Origin of the sequence: Myxococcus sp. CA051A, assembly GCF_013336705.1 — a bacterium.
GTDB classification, from domain to species: domain Bacteria; phylum Myxococcota; class Myxococcia; order Myxococcales; family Myxococcaceae; genus Myxococcus; species Myxococcus llanfairpwllgwyngyllgogerychwyrndrobwllllantysiliogogogochensis.
Genome location: NZ_JABUMS010000001.1, coordinates 640,355 through 665,270, shown reverse-complemented (window position 1 = coordinate 665,270; position 24,916 = coordinate 640,355). Strand labels below are relative to the sequence as shown.

The 24,916-nt window shown below is 66.7% G+C and carries 25 protein-coding genes and 2 tRNA genes; 9 read left to right on the top strand and 18 right to left on the bottom strand.

What is annotated here, in order from left to right; translation table 11 throughout:
• Positions 1–102: 102 nt before the first annotated feature.
• Together HUA74_RS02745 and HUA74_RS02740 are read left to right on the top strand one after the other, a co-directional pair.
• Positions 103–174 (top strand) — tRNA-Val (locus HUA74_RS02745).
• A gap of 7 nt (positions 175–181) precedes the next feature.
• Positions 182–258: transfer RNA gene (locus HUA74_RS02740), tRNA-Asp, on the top strand.
• 1,233 nt (positions 259–1,491) lie between these two features.
• Here the strand turns inward: HUA74_RS02740 and HUA74_RS02735 are convergent.
• From HUA74_RS02735 to HUA74_RS02665, 15 genes are all read right to left on the bottom strand, one after another.
• The gene (locus HUA74_RS02735; protein WP_174453303.1) at positions 1,492–1,803 is read right to left on the bottom strand and encodes a helix-turn-helix domain-containing protein; all 312 of its coding nucleotides are present in this window, start codon (positions 1,801–1,803) and stop codon (positions 1,492–1,494) included.
• 1,687 nt (positions 1,804–3,490) lie between these two features.
• Positions 3,491–3,976 (bottom strand): hypothetical protein, encoded by a 486-nt coding sequence (locus HUA74_RS02730; protein WP_174453302.1) that lies wholly within the window; start codon positions 3,974–3,976, stop codon positions 3,491–3,493.
• Positions 3,977–4,080: 104 nt separating this feature from the next.
• Positions 4,081–6,471 carry a fibronectin type III domain-containing protein gene (locus HUA74_RS02725; RefSeq protein WP_174453301.1) on the bottom strand — a complete coding sequence of 797 codons (2,391 nt, stop codon included), beginning with the start codon at positions 6,469–6,471 and terminating at the stop codon, positions 4,081–4,083.
• Positions 6,472–6,542: 71 nt separating this feature from the next.
• Positions 6,543–7,367: a hypothetical protein gene (locus tag HUA74_RS02720; protein ID WP_174453300.1), complete on the bottom strand. Its 825-nt coding sequence runs from the start codon at positions 7,365–7,367 to the stop codon at positions 6,543–6,545.
• A 4-nt stretch (positions 7,368–7,371) separates the two neighbouring features.
• Positions 7,372–10,053, bottom strand: coding sequence for a hypothetical protein (locus HUA74_RS02715; protein ID WP_174453299.1), 2,682 nt, complete (start codon positions 10,051–10,053; stop codon positions 7,372–7,374).
• 317 nt (positions 10,054–10,370) lie between these two features.
• Entirely contained in the window at positions 10,371–10,736 is a 366-nt protein-coding gene (locus HUA74_RS02710) for a phage tail protein (RefSeq protein ID WP_141644265.1), read from the bottom strand.
• A gap of 32 nt (positions 10,737–10,768) precedes the next feature.
• Complete coding sequence (locus HUA74_RS02705; protein WP_141644266.1) at positions 10,769–11,197, bottom strand: phage tail tube protein; 429 nt, start codon at positions 11,195–11,197, stop codon at positions 10,769–10,771.
• A gap of 23 nt (positions 11,198–11,220) precedes the next feature.
• Positions 11,221–11,646: a hypothetical protein gene (locus HUA74_RS02700; RefSeq protein WP_141644267.1), complete on the bottom strand. Its 426-nt coding sequence runs from the start codon at positions 11,644–11,646 to the stop codon at positions 11,221–11,223.
• Positions 11,647–11,668: 22 nt separating this feature from the next.
• Positions 11,669–12,073 carry a minor capsid protein gene (locus HUA74_RS02695; protein WP_174453298.1) on the bottom strand — a complete coding sequence of 135 codons (405 nt, stop codon included), beginning with the start codon at positions 12,071–12,073 and terminating at the stop codon, positions 11,669–11,671.
• On the bottom strand, positions 12,070–12,393 hold the full coding sequence (locus HUA74_RS02690; RefSeq protein WP_174453297.1) for a hypothetical protein: 324 nt from the start codon (positions 12,391–12,393) through the stop codon (positions 12,070–12,072). Before HUA74_RS02690 ends, HUA74_RS02695 begins: the two co-directional genes overlap by 4 nt.
• Positions 12,390–13,037 (bottom strand): hypothetical protein, encoded by a 648-nt coding sequence (locus tag HUA74_RS02685; RefSeq protein WP_174453296.1) that lies wholly within the window; start codon positions 13,035–13,037, stop codon positions 12,390–12,392. Before HUA74_RS02685 ends, HUA74_RS02690 begins: the two co-directional genes overlap by 4 nt.
• A gap of 9 nt (positions 13,038–13,046) precedes the next feature.
• The gene (locus HUA74_RS02680) at positions 13,047–13,481 is read right to left on the bottom strand and encodes a hypothetical protein (protein WP_174453295.1); all 435 of its coding nucleotides are present in this window, start codon (positions 13,479–13,481) and stop codon (positions 13,047–13,049) included.
• Positions 13,482–13,515: 34 nt separating this feature from the next.
• Positions 13,516–14,706, bottom strand: coding sequence for a phage major capsid protein (locus HUA74_RS02675; RefSeq protein WP_174453294.1), 1,191 nt, complete (start codon positions 14,704–14,706; stop codon positions 13,516–13,518).
• A 62-nt stretch (positions 14,707–14,768) separates the two neighbouring features.
• Entirely contained in the window at positions 14,769–15,644 is an 876-nt protein-coding gene (locus tag HUA74_RS02670; RefSeq protein WP_174453293.1) for an HK97 family phage prohead protease, read from the bottom strand.
• A gap of 21 nt (positions 15,645–15,665) precedes the next feature.
• On the bottom strand, positions 15,666–16,988 hold the full coding sequence (locus tag HUA74_RS02665) for a phage portal protein (protein ID WP_254624872.1): 1,323 nt from the start codon (positions 16,986–16,988) through the stop codon (positions 15,666–15,668).
• A 312-nt stretch (positions 16,989–17,300) separates the two neighbouring features.
• Here HUA74_RS02665 and HUA74_RS02660 point away from each other — a divergent pair, with 312 nt between their 5' ends.
• Positions 17,301–17,633, top strand: a complete 333-nt coding sequence (locus HUA74_RS02660; RefSeq protein WP_174453291.1) for a hypothetical protein — start codon at positions 17,301–17,303, stop codon at positions 17,631–17,633.
• Positions 17,623–18,273 (top strand): hypothetical protein, encoded by a 651-nt coding sequence (locus HUA74_RS02655; RefSeq protein ID WP_174453290.1) that lies wholly within the window; start codon positions 17,623–17,625, stop codon positions 18,271–18,273. Before HUA74_RS02660 ends, HUA74_RS02655 begins: the two co-directional genes overlap by 11 nt.
• A gap of 35 nt (positions 18,274–18,308) precedes the next feature.
• Here HUA74_RS02655 and HUA74_RS02650 read toward each other — a convergent pair whose 3' ends face one another.
• From HUA74_RS02650 to HUA74_RS02640, 3 genes are read right to left on the bottom strand one after another with little or no spacing between them, the layout of a single operon-like run.
• Positions 18,309–19,844 (bottom strand): terminase large subunit domain-containing protein, encoded by a 1,536-nt coding sequence (locus HUA74_RS02650; protein WP_174453289.1) that lies wholly within the window; start codon positions 19,842–19,844, stop codon positions 18,309–18,311.
• Positions 19,831–20,457: a hypothetical protein gene (locus HUA74_RS02645; RefSeq protein ID WP_174453288.1), complete on the bottom strand. Its 627-nt coding sequence runs from the start codon at positions 20,455–20,457 to the stop codon at positions 19,831–19,833. Before HUA74_RS02645 ends, HUA74_RS02650 begins: the two co-directional genes overlap by 14 nt.
• 22 nt (positions 20,458–20,479) lie before the next feature.
• A complete protein-coding gene (locus HUA74_RS02640) occupies positions 20,480–21,019 on the bottom strand; it encodes a hypothetical protein (protein ID WP_174453287.1) in 540 nt (179 codons plus the stop codon).
• Positions 21,020–21,457: 438 nt separating this feature from the next.
• Here HUA74_RS02640 and HUA74_RS02635 point away from each other — a divergent pair, with 438 nt between their 5' ends.
• From HUA74_RS02635 to HUA74_RS02615, 5 genes are all read left to right on the top strand, one after another.
• Positions 21,458–22,369 (top strand): hypothetical protein, encoded by a 912-nt coding sequence (locus HUA74_RS02635; RefSeq protein WP_174453286.1) that lies wholly within the window; start codon positions 21,458–21,460, stop codon positions 22,367–22,369.
• A 66-nt stretch (positions 22,370–22,435) separates the two neighbouring features.
• Positions 22,436–22,813 (top strand): hypothetical protein, encoded by a 378-nt coding sequence (locus HUA74_RS02630; RefSeq protein ID WP_254624871.1) that lies wholly within the window; start codon positions 22,436–22,438, stop codon positions 22,811–22,813.
• 52 nt (positions 22,814–22,865) lie between these two features.
• Positions 22,866–23,357, top strand: a complete 492-nt coding sequence (locus tag HUA74_RS02625; protein WP_174453284.1) for a hypothetical protein — start codon at positions 22,866–22,868, stop codon at positions 23,355–23,357.
• Positions 23,358–23,438: 81 nt separating this feature from the next.
• Complete coding sequence (locus HUA74_RS02620; protein WP_174453283.1) at positions 23,439–23,900, top strand: C40 family peptidase; 462 nt, start codon at positions 23,439–23,441, stop codon at positions 23,898–23,900.
• A gap of 52 nt (positions 23,901–23,952) precedes the next feature.
• Positions 23,953–24,561 (top strand): hypothetical protein, encoded by a 609-nt coding sequence (locus HUA74_RS02615; RefSeq protein WP_174453282.1) that lies wholly within the window; start codon positions 23,953–23,955, stop codon positions 24,559–24,561.
• The last annotated feature ends 355 nt before the right edge of the window (positions 24,562–24,916 follow it).

The following is a 24,916-nucleotide window of genomic DNA, read 5'->3' as shown; positions in this document are numbered from 1 at the left end:
GCGCGGCCGGTGACGGAAGATCCTGGGTCTTCGAAACAGGTGCTTGACAGTGGAGTGAGCCACTTATAAAAGCCCGCTCGTCGCAACGCGGAACACGCCTGCGGGCGGATAGCTCAGCGGCAGAGCGTCGCCCTTACAAGGCGAGGGTCACAGGTTCAATCCCTGTTCCGCCCAAGGTTATGGGGAGTTAGTTCAGTTGGTTAGAACGCCGGCCTGTCACGCCGGAGGCCACGGGTTCAAGTCCCGTACTCCTCGCCAAGATACCCTCTGCAAGTCCTCGGACTTGCAGGGGGTTTTTCTTTTCTGGGCCTGCCGTACCAGTGCCGTACCAGCTCATGGGGTCGTTCTCCGTCTGCGAGTGCGTCAGCGTCAGCTTCGCCACCTCACGGCAAAGGGCGTCCCACGGTGGCGTGGTGTAGGCGTCCATGATGTCGCGGCGCACTCCGTGGGTGACCCACTGGAGCAGGTCCTTTGAGGCGCCATCGGCCAGGGCCAGCGACACGAAGGTGCGCCGGGCGTCATGCATGCGGCGGCGGCGGAACCCCAACAGGTCGCAGTCCTTGTGCAGCGCCCGAAGCGCGTTCTGGGGCCTGAGGTGACGTCCTTTGGGGCTGGGGATGATGAGGTCGTCCGACTTGGGCGAGCGGGCGAACTCACGAGCCCAGCCGGTGGCGCCCCACTCAGAGAGCAATGCGCTCAGCCAGGGATGCACCGGCATGCGCCGCGGCGCGTCCGTCTTCGTCGAGTCCTTCACCTCCCCCTCCCGGTGGTCATAGGTCTTGATGATGCTCAAGGCCCCCAGCGGTCCGATGACACCATCCCAATCGCCGAACGTGAGAGCCGCCGCCTCGCCAAAGCGCGCAGCCCCGATGAAGACGAGCCCGTAGCGGACTCGGCGATACAGAGGGAGGCGCAGGTCTGTCACCAGGGCGACCACCTCCTCCCTCGTGTAGACGGCCGTATCGCGCCACGTTGGGTTAGCATCCACGTTCGCCGGCAGTTCGTCGCGGCGCTGGCGCAGCTTGCAGGGCGTCTCCGTGAGCAGCTCGTCCGCAACCGCGTCCGAGAACATGGTCCGGAGCACCGAGTAGACGTGACGGACGGTGCGCGGCGCCAGGTCGGGGTTGGCTCGGACAGTCGCCATCGCGTCCCGGACATGCCGAACACGCACCGATGCGAGTTCGCGAGCCTTGAAGTCCACTGGCAGATGTCGGAGCCGGGCCAAGTCGTCGTCGACGCTGGCCACCCCGCGCTTGCGCCGGTCGGCAATCCACCTGTCCTCATAGCGCTGAACCGATACCGGCCCCAAATCGCGCAAGCCCATGTCGACACGAGCAGCGACCTCGCGACGGATGGCGTCGAGCCGCTCCAGGGCCATCCTCTCGTCGGGAGTCCCCAGCGACACGGGGAGGCGCTGCCCGTTGACGTCGTAGTAGTGCGCCCACCAGTTCTTGCTGTCCTTGCGTCGGTAGAGCCCACCCCCATCGGTGCTCATCGCTGGGCACCCCGGCGTGCCAGCACCTTCGCTGCGAACGCCTTCGCGTCCACCACGTTGTTGCCCGGCTGCTTCGCAGCGCCACCGGCCAGAAACGCCACCAGCTCAGCCCTCAGCACGCGCCCGTTGTGGTGGCGAGTGAGGTGCCCAGCATCACACCACGCACGAATCGTGCTCGGAGAGCAGTCCGCGAGCCGCGATGCCGCCTTCTGGGTCAGGTACTCGCGCTCGGGCGTGGCTTCGCGGCGCTGGAACTCGCTCTCAACGGTACGCACCACCAACTGCACAATCTCCGATTCCGTCATCATCGACTTCCCCACCCCGCTCGGGACCCTGGTGAACATCGCGTTGAAGTGCGCGCAGTGACGCCGTGGCCCGCCACCGCACTACCCGAGGACACCCTGCCGCAGTCGCCAGCAGGGGCCGCGCCACCACGGAGCAAAGCGCACGCCAATCCACGCGCCACGACGCAATCACCACCGATGGTCGCAACGACGCACACGGTGCGCGCGGCACGGGAGCTACTGGATGCGGACGCTCGTCCGCGCGCCGAGACTGAGCACGGACGCACGTCCATGCGAAGGTGACGCACTGTCGGCGGGCAATCACCGACACCGACAGGACACCAACGGGCGGGGGCCGCCGCCCTGGCTGCACTGAGGGTGTCCGTCAAGGTGCCTGTGATTGGAACTGGCGCCACGAGGAGACCCCCAGAAACAACAAAGTGGCGCCCCGTCGGCGGACCTTAACAAACGCCGACGGGGCACCGGAGGGGCCGTGTCCCAGCGCTACCTGGGTGCACGGGCCTTTTCTGGTGGCGACAAACACGCGCGAATGCGCCTGGAGTCGCCGAATCTCTGTGGGAGCAACGCGCTGGTTAAGGTCACTGCTTCAGCGGGCTGCGTGGTACGTCGAATACTGGGAAAATGGGTAGCACGCCGCGAGCAGGCGTGCAAGCTCCTAGCGCATAAACGCGCGAGCGGGCTCCTTCTCCTTCCCCACTGGGCGGTAGCACTTGCCCTTGTGCTCGTACATCTTCTCCCCGCAGGGTGGCGCCCTGTCGGTCCCGACCCAGCATCCGCCGTTAATCTTCACCTCAGCTTGGTCTTCGTCGCAGTTCCGCGTCTTCTGGTCGGGGAATGGACGGGGTGGGAGGTCCAATGCGAGCCGGACAGGTGCCATCGACACCGGCACCATCCATCCGGCTGGCACGCCGCCGCTCCACTCCGGCGTTGGACTGGGGGTGGGGGGCTCTGGTGGAGGAACGAAGTACGAGCCGGCCAGCACCGCGCCCACCAGCGCGAGTGCCACGGTTGCTGCCGTCCCTGAGTTTCGCCACGCGCGCCGCAGCGACCGACGCGCCCGCCGAATGAACGGTCGGGAGCGCAGCACCGGTCCGCGACGCTCGGGCGGCGCACGCAGGTGCGCCATCGTGTCAGCCAAGTGAGAGCGCGTAGCCGCCGCCTGGAACATCGCCTTACTTAAGCTCAAGGTACCCTCTACACAGCGTGCAACGTCCGCGTCCGAGGCGCCGGCAGGTGACTGGGCCAGCCGCATGCTCAGCCGCGGCGGCGCGCTGTCATCAGTCGAGGGGTGCGCAGAGATAACCATCTCCACCCCCACGTCCGGTGCAAGGTGCCGCTGCTGTGCCGTCAACTCCAACTCCAGCGAGAGAGAGCCGGAGACTGGGTGGCGCACTTGGTAGAGCCGCCCGAACAAGACGCCCCGATACCTGCGGATGATGATGCCCAGCTGCTGCCGCGTCGTCCTCGAAACACGACTGATGGCGCGCGGCCCTCCCTGGCTCCCACCACCACCTCCGCGCGGAACCTCCGACGTACCACCGCGCCAGATATTCTCGGCCTCTCTCACGCTCGACTCCTACCCGGCTGGCCGGGAGGGAGCCCGGCATACGTCCCGAATAGTACGAGGAGGCCTGACAGGGCGAGATTCTTTCCCAAGGGCATCGGGGGCGAGCACGTAAAGACGTGCTTCTTAGTCGTACACGACGCCATCCTGGGTCGTGTCGACCTCCGCAGGTTCTTCCGATGCCACTTCGTCATCCGTTGAAGGAAGCAAATGCAGTTGGCCAGTCGCGACGAAGCATTCTGTCATCGGCACTCTAAGTTTTTCGCGTTCACGACTGGTGAGGGACTTGAGGTGCTCGACAAGTTGCGCAAAATATACTTGCGCATCAATCAGCGCTTCGAGGCCGTCAAGGAGGGTTCTCATTTCCGCCGTCGCCTTCCGGATCGTCGCCCGGGCGGCGCGTGCATCTCCCATTTGCGCAGACGCCATTGCTGACTTCAGCCCTATCTGGAAGGCCGCTCCCGCGAGCGAAGTCCCCTCCATCATCCTCAGCGACTCGCTCAAGCGCTTGCACTGCTGCCGAACCTCAGTGGGGCGGAATCTGGGTTGCGTTTGGGCATTGGCTGCCATCGAGAGCAGCAAGAACAGGATGAGGAGCGGACGGGTCGTCATGCGTCAAGCGTAGGCTCGACCAGTCGGGTCTTGGCAATCTGGATGGTAGGCCTGGGGCGCCGGGTGGGACACCACCGACCCTGCTGGTGCGCCGGAGTGAAGAGCTATCCACGAGCGACGAACCTGGCGCCGTCGAGGTGGACCCGCGTCGAGTCCGGCGCGGACTCCACAATCACAGCGCCCGTGGGCTCGATTCGGATGCGAGCGAACCCGTTGGCCGCTGCGGTTACGCAGCGGATGTTGGCGGACGGGCGATAGCCCGCAGGCACGTAGAAGGCGATGCCACCGATGGTCCCGCTGCGGATTGCGCCCTCAAGCGCCACTTCCTCGCCCAGTCCCTTCGAGTACATCGCAGCCTGTTCGGGAGCCCCAACGTTCGCCCAGCCGCCACCGCCCATCGCAAACATCGTCCCAGTTACGGGCGTTGGCCGCTCCGAGACCAGCGACAGCGGGGCAAAGACGAGCGAGTCCACCGTCAGCGTTCGGCCAGGCCCCACCGAGTTTTGAAGCGTGATGACCACTCGCGCGTAGCGCGCGCCGAGCGGAGCCCCGGAAGAGCCACTCAACCGCGCGTAGACACCGACGGGTGGGGCCGTTTGGATGACCGTTGACTCGCCGAAGAACGCCTGCGCGGAGTTCAGCCACCGAATCGACACCGTGAAGACCGTCGATGCGGAAGACGCCTTGGCGTAGAGGTCGACGCCGTACCGGTTTCCCTCCCGCACCACCATGAGCTGGGAGCGGATGGCCGTCCCCGCAGTCGACAGATGCAGGGCTCTTGCTCCGGTGAGGGCGTCGCTCACCACGGACGCATCCGTACCCCAGGTTCCGACGTCCATGAGCCAGGTGTCTGGCAGTCCCGTCGGGTCGGTGAGCGCCTCGAAGTCTCCGTTGGGCGGGAGCGTGGTGATGTTGACGTAGGGCTGGAGGTCAACAGGCGCCAGGTACCTCGGCATGAGGGTTACCTCGGACGAAGCCGGCCCCAGGTTGCCCTTGGCGTCTCGCCCGCGCACACGCGCGTAGTAGGTGGTGCCCGGGGTGAGCCCTGTCACGTCGAAGCGCGTGGTGCCGGAGAGCCCGCGGTACGTCGCCGAACTCGGCGTGAATCCGGACGTGCTGGAGAGGTGCAACTCGAAGTCGTCCCAGGCGGAGCCCGTGGCGGCCGGCGTGAAGGACACCGTGCCCCCGTTGACGGTGTTGGCGACGGTGAGTCCCGTAGGCGCGTCGGGCCCCGTGAAGGGCGCTGCCTTCCCGATGCCCGGAACCGCCTCTCGCTTGAGCCATGCGACGCGTGACGTGCTTGGCCGGCCCCTTAGCACCAGCTTCGTGGCAGCGCCCTTGTCGGCAGTGAAGACGTGCTCGATGGACTGAACAGCGAGCTGCTGGGGCTCATCGAAGTTGATGTAGTCCGGCCAGAGCTGCACGAAGTCTCCGAGTTCGAGGTGCCACCAGAGCGCGACTGTGACGGTCACCTCCAGCGCGGGCTCCGACATGTCGTTGATGAAGGCGCGGGCCAACCGGCGAGCCTCGGCCTCCGTATTTATGTTGCTGGTCGACGCCTCGACGATTTCGGACCAGCGTTCGCCGTACTCGGCGATGCTCACGGAGTTCACCTCGGTGAGCATCTTCCGCTTTCCGTTCCCCGCGGCATCCCTGTCGTTGGCGTCCGCGTACACCACCCTGACCGCATTGCGGATGTCCGTGAGCCGTCGCGCCAGTCCGTCGAGGTCCTCGTACGCTTCGGGTCCGAACCACCATACGGGCGTCGTGGTAGTGCGCTCCGGTTCCGCGAGCGTGAGAGCGAAGCCGTGCCCGACCCGCCACCGGAGCCGCAGGTCCCAGCCGAGCTGTCCGGCCAGGTCCTGGAGCGCGTCCATCACCGGCATCTTGCCTTGGGTGAACCGGCCCAACTGCCACATCGGGTCCACCGGGCAGTACGGCCCGAAGGCCCCGAGCCCTTCGGCGCTGAGGATTTGGTTCATCACGACTTGGACGGCAACGCCGACGGTCGCAGACCCATAGTCACGCTCCTCCTTGATGACCACGTCCTGGAGTATGCCCGCCATGTCGCGGCAGGTGAGGAGGATGGTCGCCCCTTCGACGGACACGTCCTCGACTCGCCCGTAAAAGCTCTCCCGCCAGGTGCCGACCTTGCCGTGCCCGAGCGGCACCACCATGCAGTCGATGCGAATCGTCCGCCCTTCGCGGAGCAGCGGGTCATAGAGGAGTCCGGAGCTGTTGACGGGGCTCGACACCACCTGCGGGGACAGGGTGAGGGCCTCGTCCGGCCCGACGAAGCGACGAAGCGTGACAGTCGCAGTCCCGACGGGAGCGTCGAGTGTGGCAGTCCACGACGCGTCCAGCAGCCAGTCATGGCCACGCACCGACGACAGGTCCACGTCGACGGTGCCCACGAGGAGTCGCACGCGCAGCCACGTCGTGCAGCCCGCGTCGGACATCATGAGGTTCTGCTCTGCTTGGGTAATCGGCCTCATGGGCACAACACTCCTGGGAGAGGGTTCCCCCAGGAGAAGAGGCGGCCTGCGACAAGACGGGCGCGGGCCGGCTACTCGCGCAACTCGAAGTCGAACGCCTCGTGCGTCAGGAACTGCCCGCCCTCGGTCCAGAGCTCCATCGCCGTGCCGTCGCGGGCTTGCCCGCGCATGAGAAGTCCCGGTGTGTGGACGCCTGACCCGCCGACGACATGGGCTGGGAGGGGCCCGAAGGGTGCGCCCGAGGTTGCCCACGCGGTCAGCCACGACGCGGGCACGCAGTACGGCAGGACGACAAGGTCGTCGTACGAAATCTCGCCACCGCCGTCCGTGTTACAGCCCAGCTCAAGGTACGCTGCCGTCAGGGCCACGACGATGGAGTAGTCGCCCAACACGTCCACCGTGGTCCACAGCGCGCCATCGCGGTAGACCGCAGCGGTCGCCCAATCGATGACCAGGTGAGTCCAGACGTTGTCGAGGTCCGGGGTTCGGACCCAGAAGGCCAGGGTGGTACGCCCGAGGTCGGCGCCGAGGGAGAGCGGCCACTGCACGCGCCCTCCTGGCGCACAGCGCAGGCGTCCCGTGCCGAACCGCCCGCCCCCCATCTGCCCGCCAGCGTCGCCAGTAACGACGGGAGGCCCGATACCAGTCGAGGACACCGTCCCCCCATCGAATGACCAGGAGTGGCCCCGGCCGTCGATGAGGTTCCTCATCGCCAGCGACTCCTCGAGGACCAGGGGCATGGTGTTGCCCGAATACGTCCAACGTCGTGCGCGCTCGCTCGAGCGGAGTTGCCCGGCGAAGCTGCGACGCACCTCGCCCAGCAGCTCCTGTCGGTACTGGAGAGGGCTGCCCGCGTCGAGGGGGATGGGAATGCCAGACAGTGTGAGGAACGCCATGTGCTCAGCCCCCGTACCGGGATGACTTGGAGATGCGCCTGCCGGAGTCGGCCAGCTTCGTCATTGCATCGACACGTCTGACGAAGCGCACGGCACGCTCCACTCCCTCGTCCGCGTCGATTGTGTTGATTGCGAGGTTGTACGTGGGGCCCTTGAGCGACTGCACTGGCGCGCTCGTCTTGGGGATGTACTCACCGCCACTGCGCCCACCCATGAACGGGTCTCGCGACCGGTCCTCGCGGCGCTCGCGAAGCGCGTCCGGGAGCGCCATGAAGTCGAGAAACCACTGAGGAATCTCTCTGGCAGTACCACCACCCCCGCCGGTGCCGGACCCGGGGGCAGTTGGCGTGCCCGGCCCGTCTGCGGCGTCCTGGGCCTGGAAGCGGCGGTAGGCCACCTTCCAGGCCGCTGGGACGTTTGTGAGGGCCTCCGTCATCTTCTCAAGCGCAGTGGTCCCGCGCAGCACCTCGGCGGTTTGCCGAGCCTGCGCGTCCGCGGACTCCCACGTGGTGTCTTTCAAATCCTCCAGCGACCGCCCCATCTCGTCTGTGTTGACCTTCATCCCCTCAAGGCTGTTCGCGAGGTTCTTCAGCGCCTTGATGCCCATCCACTCGATGGCCTTGGAAATCTGCCGGAGGACCCACTGGATGGCCTTCACGATGGCGTTCCAGACGTCGCCGAGCATGATGGCGATTTCGAGGATGATGATGCCCACGAACTTCAGGATGCCAAACAGTGCCTCCATGACTGGGCCGGCGAGCTTCGAGAGCGGGTCCAGCACAGACATGAATGACTTGGCGACAGCTTCAAGCAGCGGCGCCAGCCCCTGGAGAATCTTCCCGACCATGACGAGCGGCGGGACGATGGGCTCTATCGCCTCGTTCAGCATCTCGAAGACGGGCGTGAGCACCGAGAAGACGGCGTCGATAATCAGCTTGATGGCGCCGAGGAGCGGCCCGACGGGTTCCAGAATGGTCCCCAGCGCATCGGCCACCGTCTGGATGACGCCGTTCAACATGGTGATGACGTCAGCGAAGCCCTTGGACTGCATGAGCAGCTCCGCGAAACCGGCGATGACCGCTCCGTAGACGCCGCCCGCCTCGAACCCCTGGGCCGCCGCGTTGATGATGGCGCCGAGCTGCCCCAGGCCACCGACGATCTTGTCCACCAGGGCCTGCCGCGCCTGCTCCATGGCGTCCTTGATGCGCTGTGCCTCCTCGCGCATCCCCCGCATGGCCTCGGCGAAGCGGGACGACTCTTCCCGGTCTGCAGCGAGGGCTTCGGCGGCTGCCTCCTCGTTGGCCTTCCGGGTCATGTCCGCGAGGTCCCTCACGAACTTGGCCCATTCCTTATCGGCCTCCGCCATCTCCTTCTGACGGGACTCCGAGTAGCGCATGTCGACGTCGCCGTCGGAGAGTTTCGGCATGTCGAGGAGCTTGGCGAAGAGGTCCTTGAGTCCCAGCGCCCCGGAGTCCTCGACGGCCTGCTTCAATCCTTCCCAGCTCTTGCTGGCCCCGTAAGTGATGAACTCCTTGCCCTCCTTCCAACCGACGGCGAACGCGTCGGTGATGCTCGCCTTGAGCTTGGAGCTGGCATCACCGACGGCCTTGAAGGCATCCCCACCCACGTCCTTGCCCATCTGGACCAGGTCGGCCGCTGAGGTCGACTCGGCCGCCTTGAGGACGCGCGCGAGCGTGTGCATGTTCGCGCCCTTCGCGAGCTTCCCGAGCAGCTTGGAGGCTTGCTGGATGAGCCATGCGACGGTGCGAAGCGACTGATAGACGATGGCGCCGATGACCGTCGCGAGCCCCTCGAAAAGCCCCGTGAGGATGTTCCAAATCTTCTGGGCCATGGTGCCGATGGCCTGGAGAATGCCCATTACGGAGTCCTTGAGACCTGTACTCGTGTCCTTCCACGCGCCGTACAGGGAGCCTGCGAGGAGGGCGAGTCCCGCGACAGCTATGGCGATGGCTGCAACAGGAGCGGCGAAATACGCGAAGTAGGCCGCAGTGAAGCGGATGCCATGGGCGACGTCGACCAGGGCGGACTTGAGCCCGCCCATGCCCTTCGCCGCGGAGCTGGCGCCGTTGCTGATGTTCGTCATGAGCGCGGCGGGCTGCATGTCAGCGAGCTTCCGAAGCGCTACGGCCGCCGAGGAGAACCCCGAAGCGACGCCCGCGACTGTGGCGGACGTGTTGAGGGCCGTCAGCACCTTCACCATGAGGCCCATGGCCTTCGCCCCAGCCTCGACGGCGCCGGCGAGCTTGCCCGTCGCACCAACGGCGAGCCCCGCGCCAGCGACCCACAGGGCGACGTTGGCAGCGGCGCGCTTCGTCTCGGGGCTCAAGCGCTGGAAGGTGGCCACCAGCTTGAACAGGTACTCGGAGAGCTTCCCCACTGCGGGAGCGAAGAGGTCCCCGATGTCGCTCGCGAGGGTGTAGAGCAGGTCGGTCAGCTCGGTGACCGTCGCATTCAGGTCCTCGTTCGACTGGACGGCCGCCGCGACAGCAGCGCCGATGCCGGCAGCGACGACGGCACCCAGCGCGCCAATGGGCTCGGCAGCCTCCTTCACGGCATTGGCCGCGTCCTCGGCTCCCTTGACCAGCTCGCCCAGCGACTTGAGCGCCTGGCCTACCGATGCCGTCGCGATGATGTAGAGGTCGCCTGCCTTGAGTCCGCCGCTCATGCGCGCTCCTGGAGCGGACCAGGGGCAAGAAATGCCCCTGGTCCTTGCTCACCGAGAAGGGGTGGTGCGCTTGCCAGACGGAGAGGCGTCAGGAGGCTTCCCGACGCGGTAGATGATGCTTTTGGACTCGGACTTCGCGCGCCCTCTCCGTGTGGCTGGGGCGGCCGGTGGTGGCGGTGCCTCCTTGGCCTCCTCTGCCTCAAGCGCCATGTCCGCGACAACTCCGAGCAGGTCCTCCTCAGGCCATTCACGGACTGCGCTCGGTGGCTGATTCATCACGCGTGCAACCCGCAGGAGAAGCCTCTCCCGTGGGTTGCTCAGGAGTTTCCCTTCACCTCCTCAAAGCTCGGCGTGAACGCCTGCGCGACGTCCTTGGCGATGTCCTCGGCCCAGGGCGCGGAGCAGACGGCGTCGACGTCCGCGTTGTCCGTCGGGTCGAACACCCGCTCGGTCGCCTCCGGGTTGTAGATGACGGCTGCCGCCATCCGCGCGATGGACCGCAGCGCGCCCCCGACACCGATGGGCTTCTCGTCCTCGCCAATCTCTCCCGCCGCCCTCGCGGCGCTCATGACGGCGATGCGCTCGGTGTGAGTCGGGCGGCACAGCGTGACCGTCTCCTCGCCGAGGGACACCGTCTTGATGACCTTTCGCTTCGCGTTCTTCAACCGCTCCTTCAGCGACATGTTGGTGGCTCCTTCCTGCGTGTGATTGCGGCCTAGAAGTCGACGGGCTTGCCCTGGCCGACGAGGGTCGCGGAGATGGTGAGGACGTCCGAGGCGGAGCGCCCCTCCTCGTAACTCGACACCTTGACGGGGTAGCGGACGCCGACGGCGCCCGGGTCGGCTTCCGCGTCCTTGACGATGGCCAAGTAGCCCGTCGCGCTCGTGTCGAAGAGGGTCTTGAGGAGCGCGTGAGTCGCAGAGCCCACCATCAAGTGGCCCGAGAGGGGAATCTCGAATCCCTTCAGCGTGACGGCCGTGCGCTTCCAGCCGTCTCCGCCGAGGTAGTTCCCGTCGACGGTGTCGGCCGACATGTTGACGGGGGCTTCGCTGATGCCGTCCAGCCTGTTCGCCTCGGCAGGGGCCGTCGCCGCGGTGGCGAGCAGGTGGATGGCCTGGACATACGCAACGGTTGCTTCCGGCATTGGTGCTGCTCCTTGAAGCCCGCTCAGCGAGCGGGGAATTGACTCTTGAGGAAGTCCGCCAGCGCCTTCGCGACGCCCTTGCGCCCGGCACCTCGCGTCTTGCGGAAGGAGCGCTTCAGCCAGTGCGAGGGCGGGTTGAAAATCTGGTCCCCGTAGTGGAAGCCCTCGTGAATGGGGCCCGCTGACGGATGCTCGTACCCCGCCGTCCAAGACACGGAGAGCCGCTTGTCGAGGCGGTGTTCCGGCCCGGAGATGAAGCTGGTGTCCGCCAGAGACGGCTGACTCCAGTCGCGCTCGGCGTCATCGCCCCGGGGGACAAGAAATGACGCGATGGTGTGGGTGTCTCGGACGGTTCTCCACAGGGGGACGTCGAGCGCGCGGAGTACCGCCTTCGGCTGTCTCGTCAGCCGGTGCAGCTCGGACGCCTTGAACTTCACCTTGACCGGCATGCCCCGTCAGAAGGGGCGACGACTACGCGACGTAGCTCGCCGCGACGTTGAACGAGTAGCGCGGCCGGCCACTCGCGTCCTGGGGCTGGGCCACAGGGCCCACGCCCTCGCACCGCACGTCGACGTAGCCCGGCACCCGCGCCAGGTGCAGCGCGCTCCAGCACGCCACCGCCAGCTCGCGCGCCGCCTCGGTGCGGTTGGGCAGTCCGCGCACCACCACCTGGACGTCAGCCGCGAGGAGCCCGCGGCGAGTGCCCAGATACAGGCTCTGCTCGCCACCCGTGTCCCGCACCGCGACCATCAGGTCCGGCGTCTTCGTCGGCACCTGGCCCCAGTACAGCGTCGGCGGCGAGCTGGTGGTGGACAGGCCCAGGCCCGCGCCCTCCAGGTACAGCGCCAGCTCGCGCTCCACGTGCTTGGGCGTCACAGGTAGACCTCGTAATGGTCCACTGCGCCGGACAGGCCGCGCCGCGCAATGACGCGCAAGGGCTCCCGCCCCGCGCTGTCGTCATCCGGGTCCGCGTCTGGCGGGTACACCCGGTCCTCAGGGCGCACCGCCACGCTGGTGAACACCAGGAACTCGGAGACGCGCTCGCTCCCATCGGCAGTGACGAGCCGCTTCGTGTCGCCCTCGCACCGGCAGCGGTGCGGCTCCGGCTCCGAGTACTCGCTCTCCCCGCCCGCGTTGGTGGAGAGGTGCCGCGCCAGGTGGAACGTCTGGCGGAAGGTGTGGCCCATGAGCGTCATCGTGGCCTCCGGTATGGAGCCAGGAGCTGGCGCGCGGTGGACGGCAGTGCCGTGCGCCCGCCATCTTCGCCGGCGAAGTAGGACATGCTCGTCGCGCCGATGTTCTCGCTAGCGACGTCGCCCGGCTTCCCGTCGCGACTCACTGTGGCCACCACCACCTCGACGGCAGCGAGCTGGATGGACGCCGGCAGGTCCACCACCAGGGACTCCTCGAGGACGTGTTGCCCCGGCGTCCCCCAGCCCGCGTCGTAGGTGACGAGCAGCTCGCCCGTGTCCCGGGCCTCCAGTGGCGTCGGTGACACGCCCTGCGTCCACTCCCCGGTGAAGGGCCAGGGCTGTCCACGGGCCAGGAGGCGCCCCAGCGTGGGCGACTCCAGCGCGTAGGTGCCGGCGTCGCGCTCCTCGCCGCGCACCTCCACGCGGTGTATCTGTCTCACGGCCCCGCTGCGCAGCCAGAGGTAGACGCCGCCGCTCCCCACCGCCGTCTCGACGACTCCGAGACGACGGTGCAGCGGATAGCCCACGTAGCGGGCCACGGCCTCGCTCACCGCGGTGATGATGAGCCCCAGCCGCGCCGGCTCCATCGCGCTGCGCGCGGCTTCGGGGAGCTGCTCGGGCACCAGCAAGTCGAGGGGCGAGGCCATGTCGTCACCTCAGATGGGCAGCGTCTGGCCACCGCCGAAGATGACGGTGGAGGACGAGAGCACCGTGGGCGCGGTTCCCCCGGTGAAGGCCACCGTCTCCACGACGCGGCAGCGGTCGTGCCCGTCCGGGCAGACCTCCTGCAGGTCCACGTCCAACTCGGCGACGCTGCCGGCCGCCGCGACAGCCAGAGCTACCGTGTCGCCGTCCCTGTCCTTGGCGTCCGCCCAGGTGGTTCCGTCGGCGCTCGTCTGGAGCTTGTACGTCGCCGAGAAGCTGGTGGGTGCGCCCGTGGTGGCGCCCGTCACCACGCTCAAGACGAGACTGCGGAAGGTGCCGATGGTGAGGACTGCGCCGTTGCGAGAGCCGGCAGCCTGGGCGGCCGGCGCGTGAGAGAGGTTGGCCGCGTGGATGTACGCGCCAACGTTGTTGCGAGTCGGGTGCATAGGTATCTCCGTGAGGGGTTGTGGCAGGAAGGAATCAGTCGCCGTAGGTGACGCCCGTCAGGAAGGCGAAGGACTCGCGGTGGCGCAGCGCCCAATCCCCGTTCCACACCGCGCGCAGCGTCATCTGGTCCGACTCGAAGTCGCCCGACGCCTCACCCACGGTGGTCTCCATGGCGGACGCCTCGCCGTACCAGAGCTGCGCCGCAAGGCCGAAGCCGATGTGCCCCTTCCCATACATCGACTCCGTGGCCTGAACAGGGAAGCCGTTCAGCATCGGCGCCTCCAGGTCCTGGAGCCCCGGGAACACGTAGCCCGCGGCGTCGCGCAGCTCCGAGAGGAAGAGGAGGTGCGCGCTCGACATGAAGTAGAAGGGCTTGTTGCCGGCCAGCTTCAGCTTCGCAGTGAGAATCGGCTTGATGAGCTTGAGCTTCAGGTCCGAGCGCACCTGGTCGATGCTCACCCCGGTGATGGCGTTCTTGTGCCCGCTGGGAATCACCTCGAAGACGCCCGTCGGCTTCTTCGCGCCCTTGCCGTAGAGGCCAGTGACGTCCGCCTCCAGCGCCATGGACTGGGACACCTCCCGCCCCACGTCGGCTGACGCGGAGCTATTCCCCAGCCGCATCAGGTCATTGCTGATAGGGCAGAGGGCCATGGCCTTGTGGGCGCCCAACTCGATGGTGCCCGTCTTGAGCTCCGACTTCTCCGCTGGCTGGCCCTCGCCCACCCAGAACACGCGCGGCCCGTCGTTGATGCGGCCGACGACGAACTTCCCGCCGTAGCCCGAGACGGTCCGCGCTCCGGCGCGCAGGAGGATGGCGTCCGCGCGCAGCAGTTCCACCACCTCCTCGCTCCTCGTCTCGCGAGTCCAGAGGGCGCCGCCCTGCTCGAAGATGGAGGCAAAGGCACCCACCGACTTGCAGCGCTCGACGTACTTCTTCAGCGCCTCCATGCCGTCCTTGTGCATGAGCTGGTGGCGCTCGGCGGCGGCCAGGTACTGCGCCTTGATGAACACGCCCAGGCGAGCGTAGGCCGCCTGGCCCTCGGGCGCGTCCATCTGCAGGTCCTTCGCGCTGGAGGCGATGGGCCCCTGGGCGGGCGGGTTGGGACGGCCGGCGACGGCCGCCTCGACCGCGCGCGTGGCGGACGCGTCGATGGCGCGCTGGAGGGACTCGGGCAGCGGCGGGGGCGCGCTCGGCGCAGGGGTGGACTTCGGGGTGGGCTTCATGGATGGCTCCAGGTTTCGTGGGTGGTGCGCCGGACGGCGCGTTCATCCGGTAGAAGGGGCGGCTAGTTCGCGACGGGCGGCAGCAGGGCTGCGTACTTGCGCAGCTCCGAGCCCGAGAAGGACTTCAACTGAGCGGACGTGAAGCCGAAGCGCTTCGTGAGACGGAGGCGCAACGCCTTGGCTTCCTCGTCGGGCAGCTCGTCCGCCGTCTCCTCCTCACCAGGGGGCGGCTCCGCTCCTTCGGTGGAGGGCTCCTCTTCCTCGTCGGGGGCCTCGCGCTCCTCTTCTTCTTCCGGCGCGGGCTCCTCGTCCTCGGGCTCCGTCGGCTCCTCCTCGGGGGCGGGCTCCTCGTCGTCGACGGGCAGCAGCTTGTGCAGCTTCACCACGTTGGCCCGCAGCTCCTCGAGCGCGCCCTCCACCTTCGCCCTGAAGGCGAGTCCGGCAGCCCGGTACTTCGCCTCCTCGTCCTCGGCCACCGGCTCCGCGGAGCGCAGGCGCACGGCTTCCTGGTTCCCGCCGATGTTGACGATGGACACCTCCAACGTCTCGACGAGGGGGAAGTCGTAGCCGCCCTCGGCGTTCGGCACCGGCTCGCTGTCTGCGGGGATGAAGCGGATGGAGCACTGGTTCAGCGTTCCCGCCTTGACCTTCGCCGCCACCATCTTCGAGGCGTCGCAGACCTCGTCGAAGATGGGCTCCATCAACCACTCGGTGCCCTCGCGGAAGCACCGCGCGACGCCGATGGCGGGGCTCCAGGAGTCGTGGTTCCACAACAGCGGCACCCGGAAATCGTCTCCCGCCGACTTGATGGCGAGGACGCGGTCCTTGTGCCTGTCCAACGATGTGGAGGTGATGCGGAACACCGGGGCGGCGGTGGTGGCGCCGCTCACGGCAGGCTTCGACTCCAGCAGCTTCTGGAATGACTTGGGCTTGGTCATGCCCCGGTAGAAGGGGCGGCGCTACACGCGCCCCTCCTCGCCCGTCCTGTCGCGCGGCGGCTCGGGCGTGGCGTTGGCGGCGGCGCTCTCCACGTTGTTGCCGCCACCGTCCTGGCCCGGCAGCGTCGGCCCGAGCACGCCCTCCAGCTCCGGCAGCGCCTGACGCCCGGCCAGCTCGCGCGCTTCGTTCTGCGTGAAGGCCGGGGTGATGGGCGTCGTCATCGCGCGGAAAACCCTCTCCCATTCCTGCGGGCGCGGGTCCTCGTAGTCGAGGATGACATCCGCGTCGACGAGCGGCACCAGGCGGTGCTGGAACCAGGAGAGGAGGAACTCCAGGCGCGGGGCCACGGCATACTCGGCAAGGTGGTACTTCGCTGCCTCGGACGTGCTCCGGTTGCTGGAGGCGGTGTCGCCCAGCAACTCGGGCGGCACGTTGTACGTCTGGCGCACGTAGGAGCGCAGGCCCTTCGCCAGCTCGTCCGCCTGCAGCTCGCGGTAGTTGACGGCAATCTGCGCGAGGGAGACGCCGCCGGGGGCGAACCACACCTTGCCCGCGTTCTCCGGCCCCTTGTGCTCCTCCTTGAACTTCTTCTCCAGATCCTCGGCCGCCTCCTCGCCCTCGAAGCTGTCGCGCTTCGAATCCAGGCCCACCACTGCCGCAGGGATGCCACCGCGCTCGAAGGTGGCCTTCGCCGCTCGGTCGATGGCCTCCATCGTGTCGAGCTGGTCTCCCAGCGCCATGCCTCGCCCGGTGCCACGCCCCAGGGGATTCTCCGGGTCGAGGTGCTTGAGCCAGAGCATGTGCGCGGCCGGCACGTGCCCGTGGAAGAGACCATACGAGACGGCAAAGAATGGGGCGCCGGGCTGGGGCGTCTGGAGCACGCAGTGCGGCGGCACCGCCTCCCAGCCCACGGGGCGGCCGTTCTCTCCGAGCCGGAGCCAGAGGAACGCCTCGCCCACCAGGTCCAGGTGCAGTTGCGCGAGCTTGCGCAGCTCCCGGCCGGGGAACTCCGGGTGTGGCGACTCCAGCAGCCGGAGTATCTCGTGGGACGGCAGCTCCACCAACTCGCCGGCCTCGGTGCCGTCCTCCAGCGCCTTGCGCCGCTCGGCCTTGACGGAGGACTTCCACCGCGGGTCCCCACTCCAGCGCTTCGCGTCGCCGTGCGCCACGCGCTTGAACGCCTTCCAGCGCGGGGTTGCGACGGCGTCCGCCACGGTGTCCACCACGGCGCGGAGCCAGCCGCTCTCGCGGTACGCGGCGAGGACGGCGCGGCTGCCCCGGCGCGGTGAGAAGCTGACGAGGGGAAGTGCATGGACGAGAGGCCCCTGGAGGGTCGGTAGCAACCCAAGGGTCTTAAGGGCTCGGAGGAAGAGGGACGCCATGCCAAGGCAGAAGGGGTGCGGAGATGCGACGGACGCCTCCTGGGGCTAGAATTTGGTTGGAGCCCCGGTTTGTCCTGCCGCAAGCTGTCGCTGCATTGTTCCAACTAGCCAGCCTATTCCCGACGGTGGTTCTTGAAAATGACAAGCCCCACTTCTAGCCAACAGCCTACGACGGATCTCAATCTTCCGACGACCGAGGACTCGATATTCCAGGGGGGCAATCTCTATGGCATCGCGGTGGCCGATCTCCTTGGTAACGAGGTTGCACTGAGGATGGCGATCAACGAACTGAACGTCTCCAAGCGCGAAGTTATGACGCTTGAGAATGACGTTACTGGCCTTAGAGAGGAAGTAGGTAACCTCCATGCGGAGCAAAGCAAGAGCAAAAACCACGTGCTTGTCTTTACGACTTATGCAGTCGTAAATCTATGTGGAGTGATTCTGGTGGGGATTGCAATCAACTATCTTACATCTGAGCGACCTCCCAACGGGACTTGGGTCATTTTATCTTTAGGCGGGTTGCTGTCGTTAGTAGGCAGTGTGGCACCGGTGGTGGTCAGTTTGTACTCGGGGCGCGGTCGAAAAGGGGGCACCAATGCCAATTAAGAACGGCGTCGTTGAGTGCATTAATCATCCCGACCAGATCATGCTGAAGAATGCTGGGCTTAACGCAATCACAGCCATGGAGGCTGGGCCACAGGGGTTGGTTTTTCAGCCAATGAAGGGAATTCCAATCACGGTCTACTCATGCCCTGAGTGTGGCTACATGGAGTCATATCTCGCTAAAATGACGCCGCATTGGGAAGAGGCACTTCCGGCTGCTAAAGCACTGCCTCTTTCTCTGGGTAAGGAGTTTGAGGATTCTGCAATGGATGCCCTCTGGAGAATTTCCGGAAAGTTTGGTGCAACCTCAGTAAATAGAAATGTCCCAGTACGGTTTGGATCGAGAATTCGAGAGCTTGATGCACTGCTTTCGGCGGCAGATGCGGTGTATGTTTTTGAGTTCCAGGTTGATTATTCGCACGGCGTTGTGGGTATGGCGAGTCTGCAATTGTCGGATGCTGCCGACATGCTTGCTCGGGTCAATCGAGGCATAGGAGACAATAGGCCGATAAAGCCGATACTTGTCGTTCCTGTGGAGGTCGGTGAGCCCAGCAGATGGACTAACATTCCTGTTCTCAAGTTTGACAGAAGGAGTCGGCAGTTTGTGAATGTTGAGGCTGTTTTGGGTTTTTATGGCAAATAACGGTCATTCGCGCTGCTGCGCCTTGGTGGCTGCTCCTATTCTTCGTTGTGGTCGAGAACCTCGAAAGCAGGCATCGACCCGGCACGCCCGGCCGCGCCCGCGTTCTTCCTCTTCTGGACCACCCACTTGAAGATGGGCCAGCACAGGGCGTCCACACGGTCATCCCGCGCATGGCCGCCCTCCTGGCCGGTAAACTTGGCGAGCTGTTCCTCGAGCTTCGGGTGCTTGCCCACCATGTGGACCAGCCCCGCCTCCGCGAGCATGGACACCGGGGCCGCGCGCGCAGCCTTGGACTGGCGAGCGCGCTCCGTCTTCATCTTCACCTTCTCCACCTGGCGGATGGTGTGCGGCACCATGCTGCCGCCCGTGTTTGTTTCCGCGAACACCCAGGCGCGGGGACGACTACGCGCATCCTTGCGCGCGAAGCGTTCCCAGTGGTGCAGCGCCGCAATGGCCTTCTTCGCCCAGGCGCTCGGCTCCGGACTGCGCAGGGACAGGTCCGCCAGCACGTAGCAGTGGTCCAGGCCGTCCGCTTCCTCGCGCACGCCGACCACGACGATGCCGTGCATGTCCGCGTTGCGCTTCTCTCCGGTGGCGGGGTCCACGCTCACCACGACGAAGTCGAACAGCTCGGGGCGGCTCTTGGGGCTGATGCGTGTCTTGTTCCAGTCCACCTTGCGGAACAGCGCCGGGTCCAGGTCGAAGACGAGCTCTCCGAGGTACTCGCGACGGCCGATGGAGGAGCCGGCCGCAGCGGCCCGCGCCTGGCGGATGTAGGCCGCGTCGAGGTTGGCCGCGTTGTCGAACGTCGAGGAGCGCGACAACACCAGCCCCTCTCTGTCCTTCAGGATGGCGCGAAAGAGCTGGGTGGGCGCGGGCGTGGTGGTGATGACCTTGCGCGAGGAGAGCCCCAGCTCTCGCATCCGCGTGGACGTGCCGCGGCCGACACGACAGCATTCCTCGTAGACGCCCTCGGGGTCCTTGTCCCAGGCCACGATTTCATCCAGCCACTCGAAGGTGTACCCGTAGCCGCGGAACTTGTTCGCCTTCGCGGCCGGCAGGTAGTCCGCCACCACTCCGTTGGGGAAGATGAGCTGCTTCTTCGACTTGCGGTGCTCCGGTTTGAACCAGGGCGGCGCCAGGGTGAGGATGCCGCTGGGGCCTTCGAGCTGGTTCTTCTGAATCTCCGTGTACGTGGGGCCGACGATGAGGATGCGCGCGCCCGTGTCCTGCCGGGCCTCGCGGATGACGGAGGCGGCGCCCGCGTGCGTCTTGCCGGCGCCGCGCCCGCCCAGCAGGAACCAGACGCGCCACTGCGCCAGCGAGGCGTCCACCAGGTCGGGCGGTTGCTGCATGGGGCGCAGGCTGAACTGGGGCTCGTAGTGGAGCGTGAGCAGTTCCTGGGGCGTCAGCTCGAGCCGCCCGGCAAACCCGTGGACGGCGCCGAAGCGCTCGCGCAGCTTGAGCGCCAGCCGGTCCAGCCGCGAGTAGCGGCCGTGTTTCTCCGGCCGGAGGATGGGGAGCCCATCCAATAGGTTCCCGCTCTCGACGACGGCCTTACTCGTCGTCATCGTCGTCCTCCCTCACCGCGGGAGGCCCCTCGACGCTGGCGCCCGGCGACTCTACGGACTGCTCCTCGGCCTCCACTTCGGGGGCGGGAGCTGTCGATGAGTCGGAGAGGAAGCGCTCCAGCTTCTCGGTGAGGGCGCGCACCGCGTCCTCGGGCTTCACCAACTCGAAGGGCCCCTGGCCATCGCTGGACTCGGCCGCCTCGCGCACCGCGCGGAACTCCCGGTCCGCGATGCCCAGGCGCCAGCGCAGGGCCTTGTCGTTCATCGTCTTGTCGCGGATGGCCTCGTCCACTGCGGTGAGCAGGCCTGCCTGGTATTCGGCCTCGGCGCGGTCGACCTCCTGGACGAACTCGGTGTAGCGGCTGCGCTTGCCGGCTTCGATGGCCTCGCGCCCGCGCCGCAACCAGTTCTCTAATCGCTTCGGGCTGGTGCCAGCGAGGGAGGCCGCGAGACGGCGCGTGCGGCCCTTGCGCAGCTCAGCCACCAGCGCCGTCTGGAGGGAGTACGTCAGCGACGTGGCCGGCCCGCTGAACTTCGAGGGCCGACCACGCTTCTTCTTCGGGGGCCGTCCGGTGGGGGGCGCGGCCGGGTCGTAGCCGCGTGGAGGGGACATGCCCCCTCAGAAGGGGTGACGCCTACTTGCCGCGCGCCACCTGCTCGGCGTGCTCCAGCAGCGACGCCATGCGGGAGGCCACCGACGCGACGGTTGCCTCGGTGACTGCGTTGGTGTCCGCCGACGCCTTGACGAGGACGCCGAGCAACGCGGCCCCGGTGTTGATGGTGTCGAGCAGGCCCTGGAGCGAGCCCGCGCCACTCACGACCCGGAGGCGCGCGTCGGTCCGCAGGACGCGCTCCTCCAGGAGCTCCAGGTTGGCGATGGCCTCGGACGTGTCGGCGGTGACCTTGACGTCCAGCTCACCGACGCGGAGGCGGGGCGTGGGCTCGCCCTCGTCGGGCGCAGGGGGCGGTGCGGTGCGCAGGGCCGACGCGACCAGCTCACCGAACTTGGAGAGCGCGTCTACCGGGCGGCAGGTGACGGTGAAGTGCCGGTCGCCGATGTACGCGGAGAGCACTGCCTCGCCCTCGGCGGACGGGGGGGTGGACTGGGACTGCGACTCAACAGCGGGGGTCGTCTTGGTCATGCCCTCGCAGAAGAGGCGCCAGCGGGCCGCCACGCGATGCGAGCCTCCAGGCCATCGGGGCCACGACCGGGCCTCCAGGACGCGCCAGCGGGCCGCTCAGGAACTGAGGGGGCCCAAAAAATGGGGGGTCTGCCCTCAGTTCCCCCTCGAAGAAATGCGGATAAATCCGTGACGCGAGATTGTGGGGCGCCGAGCAATCGGAGTTAGGAGCCCATTCCCAGTTTTCCACCCAGGGGGTCGAGAAGTACCTACTTGTGTGTTCGTGAGGGGCCTTGTAGCTGAACGCTTCAGTTATCCACGCTGGCCTACCATGTGAGGTGGGACGAATAGATTTACAGGGAACGCTTCCCAGTTCTATTGGCTCATTCGAGTGTGACATAGGATTGGGGCTCTGGTTGCTCTTGGCTTCTGATTTAATGGATTTGTCGTCGGTCTCATCGGTTTATAGACGTAGACTTAGGGAGGAACGTCATGGCCACCAAGAAGCGAACGACGAAGGGGGCGAAGAATGAGATCATTCCTCGCGAGGAGTCGGCACGTAAGGAAAACCCTCCGTCGGGAGGGGATATTTGTTTTGTGATTATGCCGTTTGGCGGGTACTCCGATTCATATTTTGGCTCGGTTTATGTCCCAGCCATCGAGGCAGTGGGGCTTGCTGCTCACCGCGCTGATGATCTTTATGGTCCCCAGGCAATAGTCAGTGATATCTGGGGCTACACCCAGAAGGCGCGCGTCATTCTCGCAGACCTTACAAACAAGAATCCGAATGTCTTTTATGAGCTTGGTCTTGCCCATGCATCGGCAAAGCCAGTTGTGATGATTGCGGCGAGCATAGATGATGTTCCGTTCGATTTGCGAGCCTTGCGTATTCTTGTTTACGATAAGAACAGGCCAAACTGGGGGGAGGCTCTGCGAGAGTCTATCGAGAAGGCTCTCCGAGAGGTTCTGGCTTCTCCACTTGAGCGTATTCTGCCGATTTTCCTGAAAGTCAGCGAGAGGAAGACGCAGTCGACTGTCACGCTTGAGCAAAAGGAGGTGTTGGAGTTAAAGCGAGATATGGATTTGCTGAAGTCCGAGCTTCTTTCGGATGGGCGAGCAGGCACTTCACGAAGATGGCTGTCCGAAAGGGAATTTGGGCCGGATGAGGCGAGGAGTTATATTCGTGCCCTTGCGAGGAATGGGTTTGATGAGTCGACCATTCTGGATAGGGCCGTCTCTCGGGGAGCTCCGCGAATGTGGGCAAAAGAGAGAATTGCCCAGGAGATGGTGCGATTTGGTGGGCGCGCTGTGAACGTGCGTAACGCGGCTTCGGATGTGGTTGTTGAGTCGAGTCCCTCTGTGGCGCAAGGAGTGACGGGTGTGAATGAGAGCAAGCAAGAGTGACACTCACGGATGGTCGATGCTTTCCTCGGCATCCGGGCGACCCTTTTGCGGAACATGAACCCCTCGATGGAAACCGCCGTCCTCGCCCTCGCGGTGAGCGGCTTCCTGGTGCCCTTGCTGAACGGCCTGCTGGCCCGCCGTGCGACGCGGCAGGAGCAGGCCGCCGACCAAGTGCCGCTGCTGGTCCAGCGCATGGAGGGCATCGCTGCTGACGTGAAGGAGATCAAGACGGAGCTGCGCGTGGTGCGCGAGCACGACGCGGAGCTTCGGCTGGTGGACCAGCGTCTGCGCGCGCTGGAGTCCTGGCAGGGTGAAGCCCGTCCCCAGCTCGGCCAGCTCACCAACAACGTCCACGTGCTGATGGGCGAGCGCGGGGCGCGTCAGCAACTCCATCGCGCGGCGAACCTCGTGGCGGCTGCCGGCGGCGAGCGCTCCGACACCTGATGCGCGCCCCTTCTCCCGGGGTGTTGTCCCCTCGCAGTCCCGGGAGCACCACATGAGCCAGCAGCCCACCATCAGGCGCATCGTCAACTACGTCATCCCCGAAGGCCCAACGAAGGGGCAGGTGCGTCCTGCCATCATCACCAACGTCGACGGCGGGCGCGTCGCGCTGCACGTGTTCACCGACCGCTCCGTCGACGACGTCTTGCCCGTCACGCCTTCCGTCCCCAACGCCACGTTCGGCGGCCCCGACCAGCCGGGCACCTGGTTCTGGCCGCCCGAGCCGGCGAAGCCCGCGGCGCCGACCTACACTCCGCCCGACGAGCTGGTGGAGCGCGCCCGCGTCGCCCTGGCGGCGGCGAGCGAGACGGAACTGCGCGAGGCCGAGCGCGCTTACCAGGCGTATGGCAGCGCGACCGACGGGCGCTCGGCGGTGACGGGAGCCGAGCTGCCGCCCTTCGGCGCGTGCCCCGTCCTGGTGCGGTCCGGATGGCTCGCCGTCGCGCGCCTCAACCTGCCGCCGCGTGAGCTGGGCACCGGCTCCTGAGTGGCGCCCCGGCCCGTGCTCGTCTCGGCGCGGGCCGCCTCTTCTCCTGGAGGGTAACCCTCGCCTCCAGGAGTGTTGTCCATGCTTCGACCCACGCAACGCACCGCCTTCGTCGCCACCGTCCTCTCGCAGATGCACGCCCCCTACAGGTGGGGCGCCAAGGGCGAGCGCGACGGCGTCACCCAGCAGCGCCTGTTCGATTGCAGCGGCCTCGTCACGTGGGCGCTGCGTGAGGTGTGCGGCCCGGACTGGCGGGGCTCGCACAACACCGACCGACTGTGGGCTGACTGCGTGCGCGTGAGCCCCGGAGAAGCGCCGAAGCCGGGCGACCTGGTGCTCTACCACTCCAAGGCCGACCCGTCCGACCCGGAGCACGTCATGGTGTACCTGGGCGATGGGCTGGTTGTGGGCGCGGCGGGTGGTGGCCGGAGGACTCTCACGCTGGAGGACGCGAAGCTCGCGGATGCCCGGGTGAAGGTGTTCCAGACACCGCACTACCGCCCTGGCTTCATGGGCTTTGCGCGCCTGCCTCTCGCGGGATGACCGCCTCTTCTTCGGGGGTGTTGTCCTTCCTCGAAGTCCAGGAGCCGCACCCATGAAGAAGCACTTCGCAGTCCTCGCCGTCCTCATGATGGCCGTCCTCGCCGCGCCGCCCGCGCTCGCCGCCGAGGGCACCAGCCCGCCCACGCCGACGGTGGCCTCCATCCTCGCGTCCGCCGTCGTCGAGGTGGTGCCGGTGCTGTTCGCCGCCGTCGCCGCGCTCGCCGTGGCGTGGCTCTCTGGCCTGCGCGAGAAGCTCCAGGCCCAGGCCAAGGAGTCCAAGCTCGCTGCCATCGGTGCGCGGGCGACGATGCTCGCCGAGAGCGTCGTCAGGGACATGGAGGTGACGCTCAAGGCCGAGTTGGAAGCCGCGGCGGCCGACGGCAAGCTCACCACCGCCGAGCTCCAGCACATCAAGGCCAAGGCGATGGAGCAGCTCAGGGCCAGCTTGGGCGTGCACGGCCTCGCGGCGCTGCAGCATGCGCTGGGGCTCACGGACGGCATGGTGGGCACGTTTTTGTCGGGCCTCATCGAGGCGGCGCTGGACCGCGTCAAGGCCAGCAGGGCCGGAGACGTCGCCGGCCAGGTCATGAACGCGGCGCTGTCCCTCGGCGCCATCGGCAGCAAGACCGCGCTGGCCCCGGTGGCCTCGGCGGTCCCTTAGATGCCCCGCGCGCGGCAGTCGCCGCGGGGCTCACACTCGTCCTCGGTGACGTACCGGTGAGGACGGGCTACCTGGCAGCCCAGGTTGGCGCCTCCTCTCTCTCCGGTGCGTACGCGCGAATGGAGGCGGGCGCGAGGTTGAGACCGGACCTGGGGCTCTTCGCCTTCGCCGAAGCGAACCAGCGCGAGCGACTGGCTGGCGCAGGGCTCCGGCTGACGTTCGGCTTGTAGTGCGCGGCCCGCTCCGAGTCCCGGAGCGGGCCGTCGTCGTTCACTCGCCTGAAACTGACCGACCCGATGGGTCGTCACAACCCCTCCCTTGAGGGCAGGTTTCGGTCAAATTGCCACGTCATTAC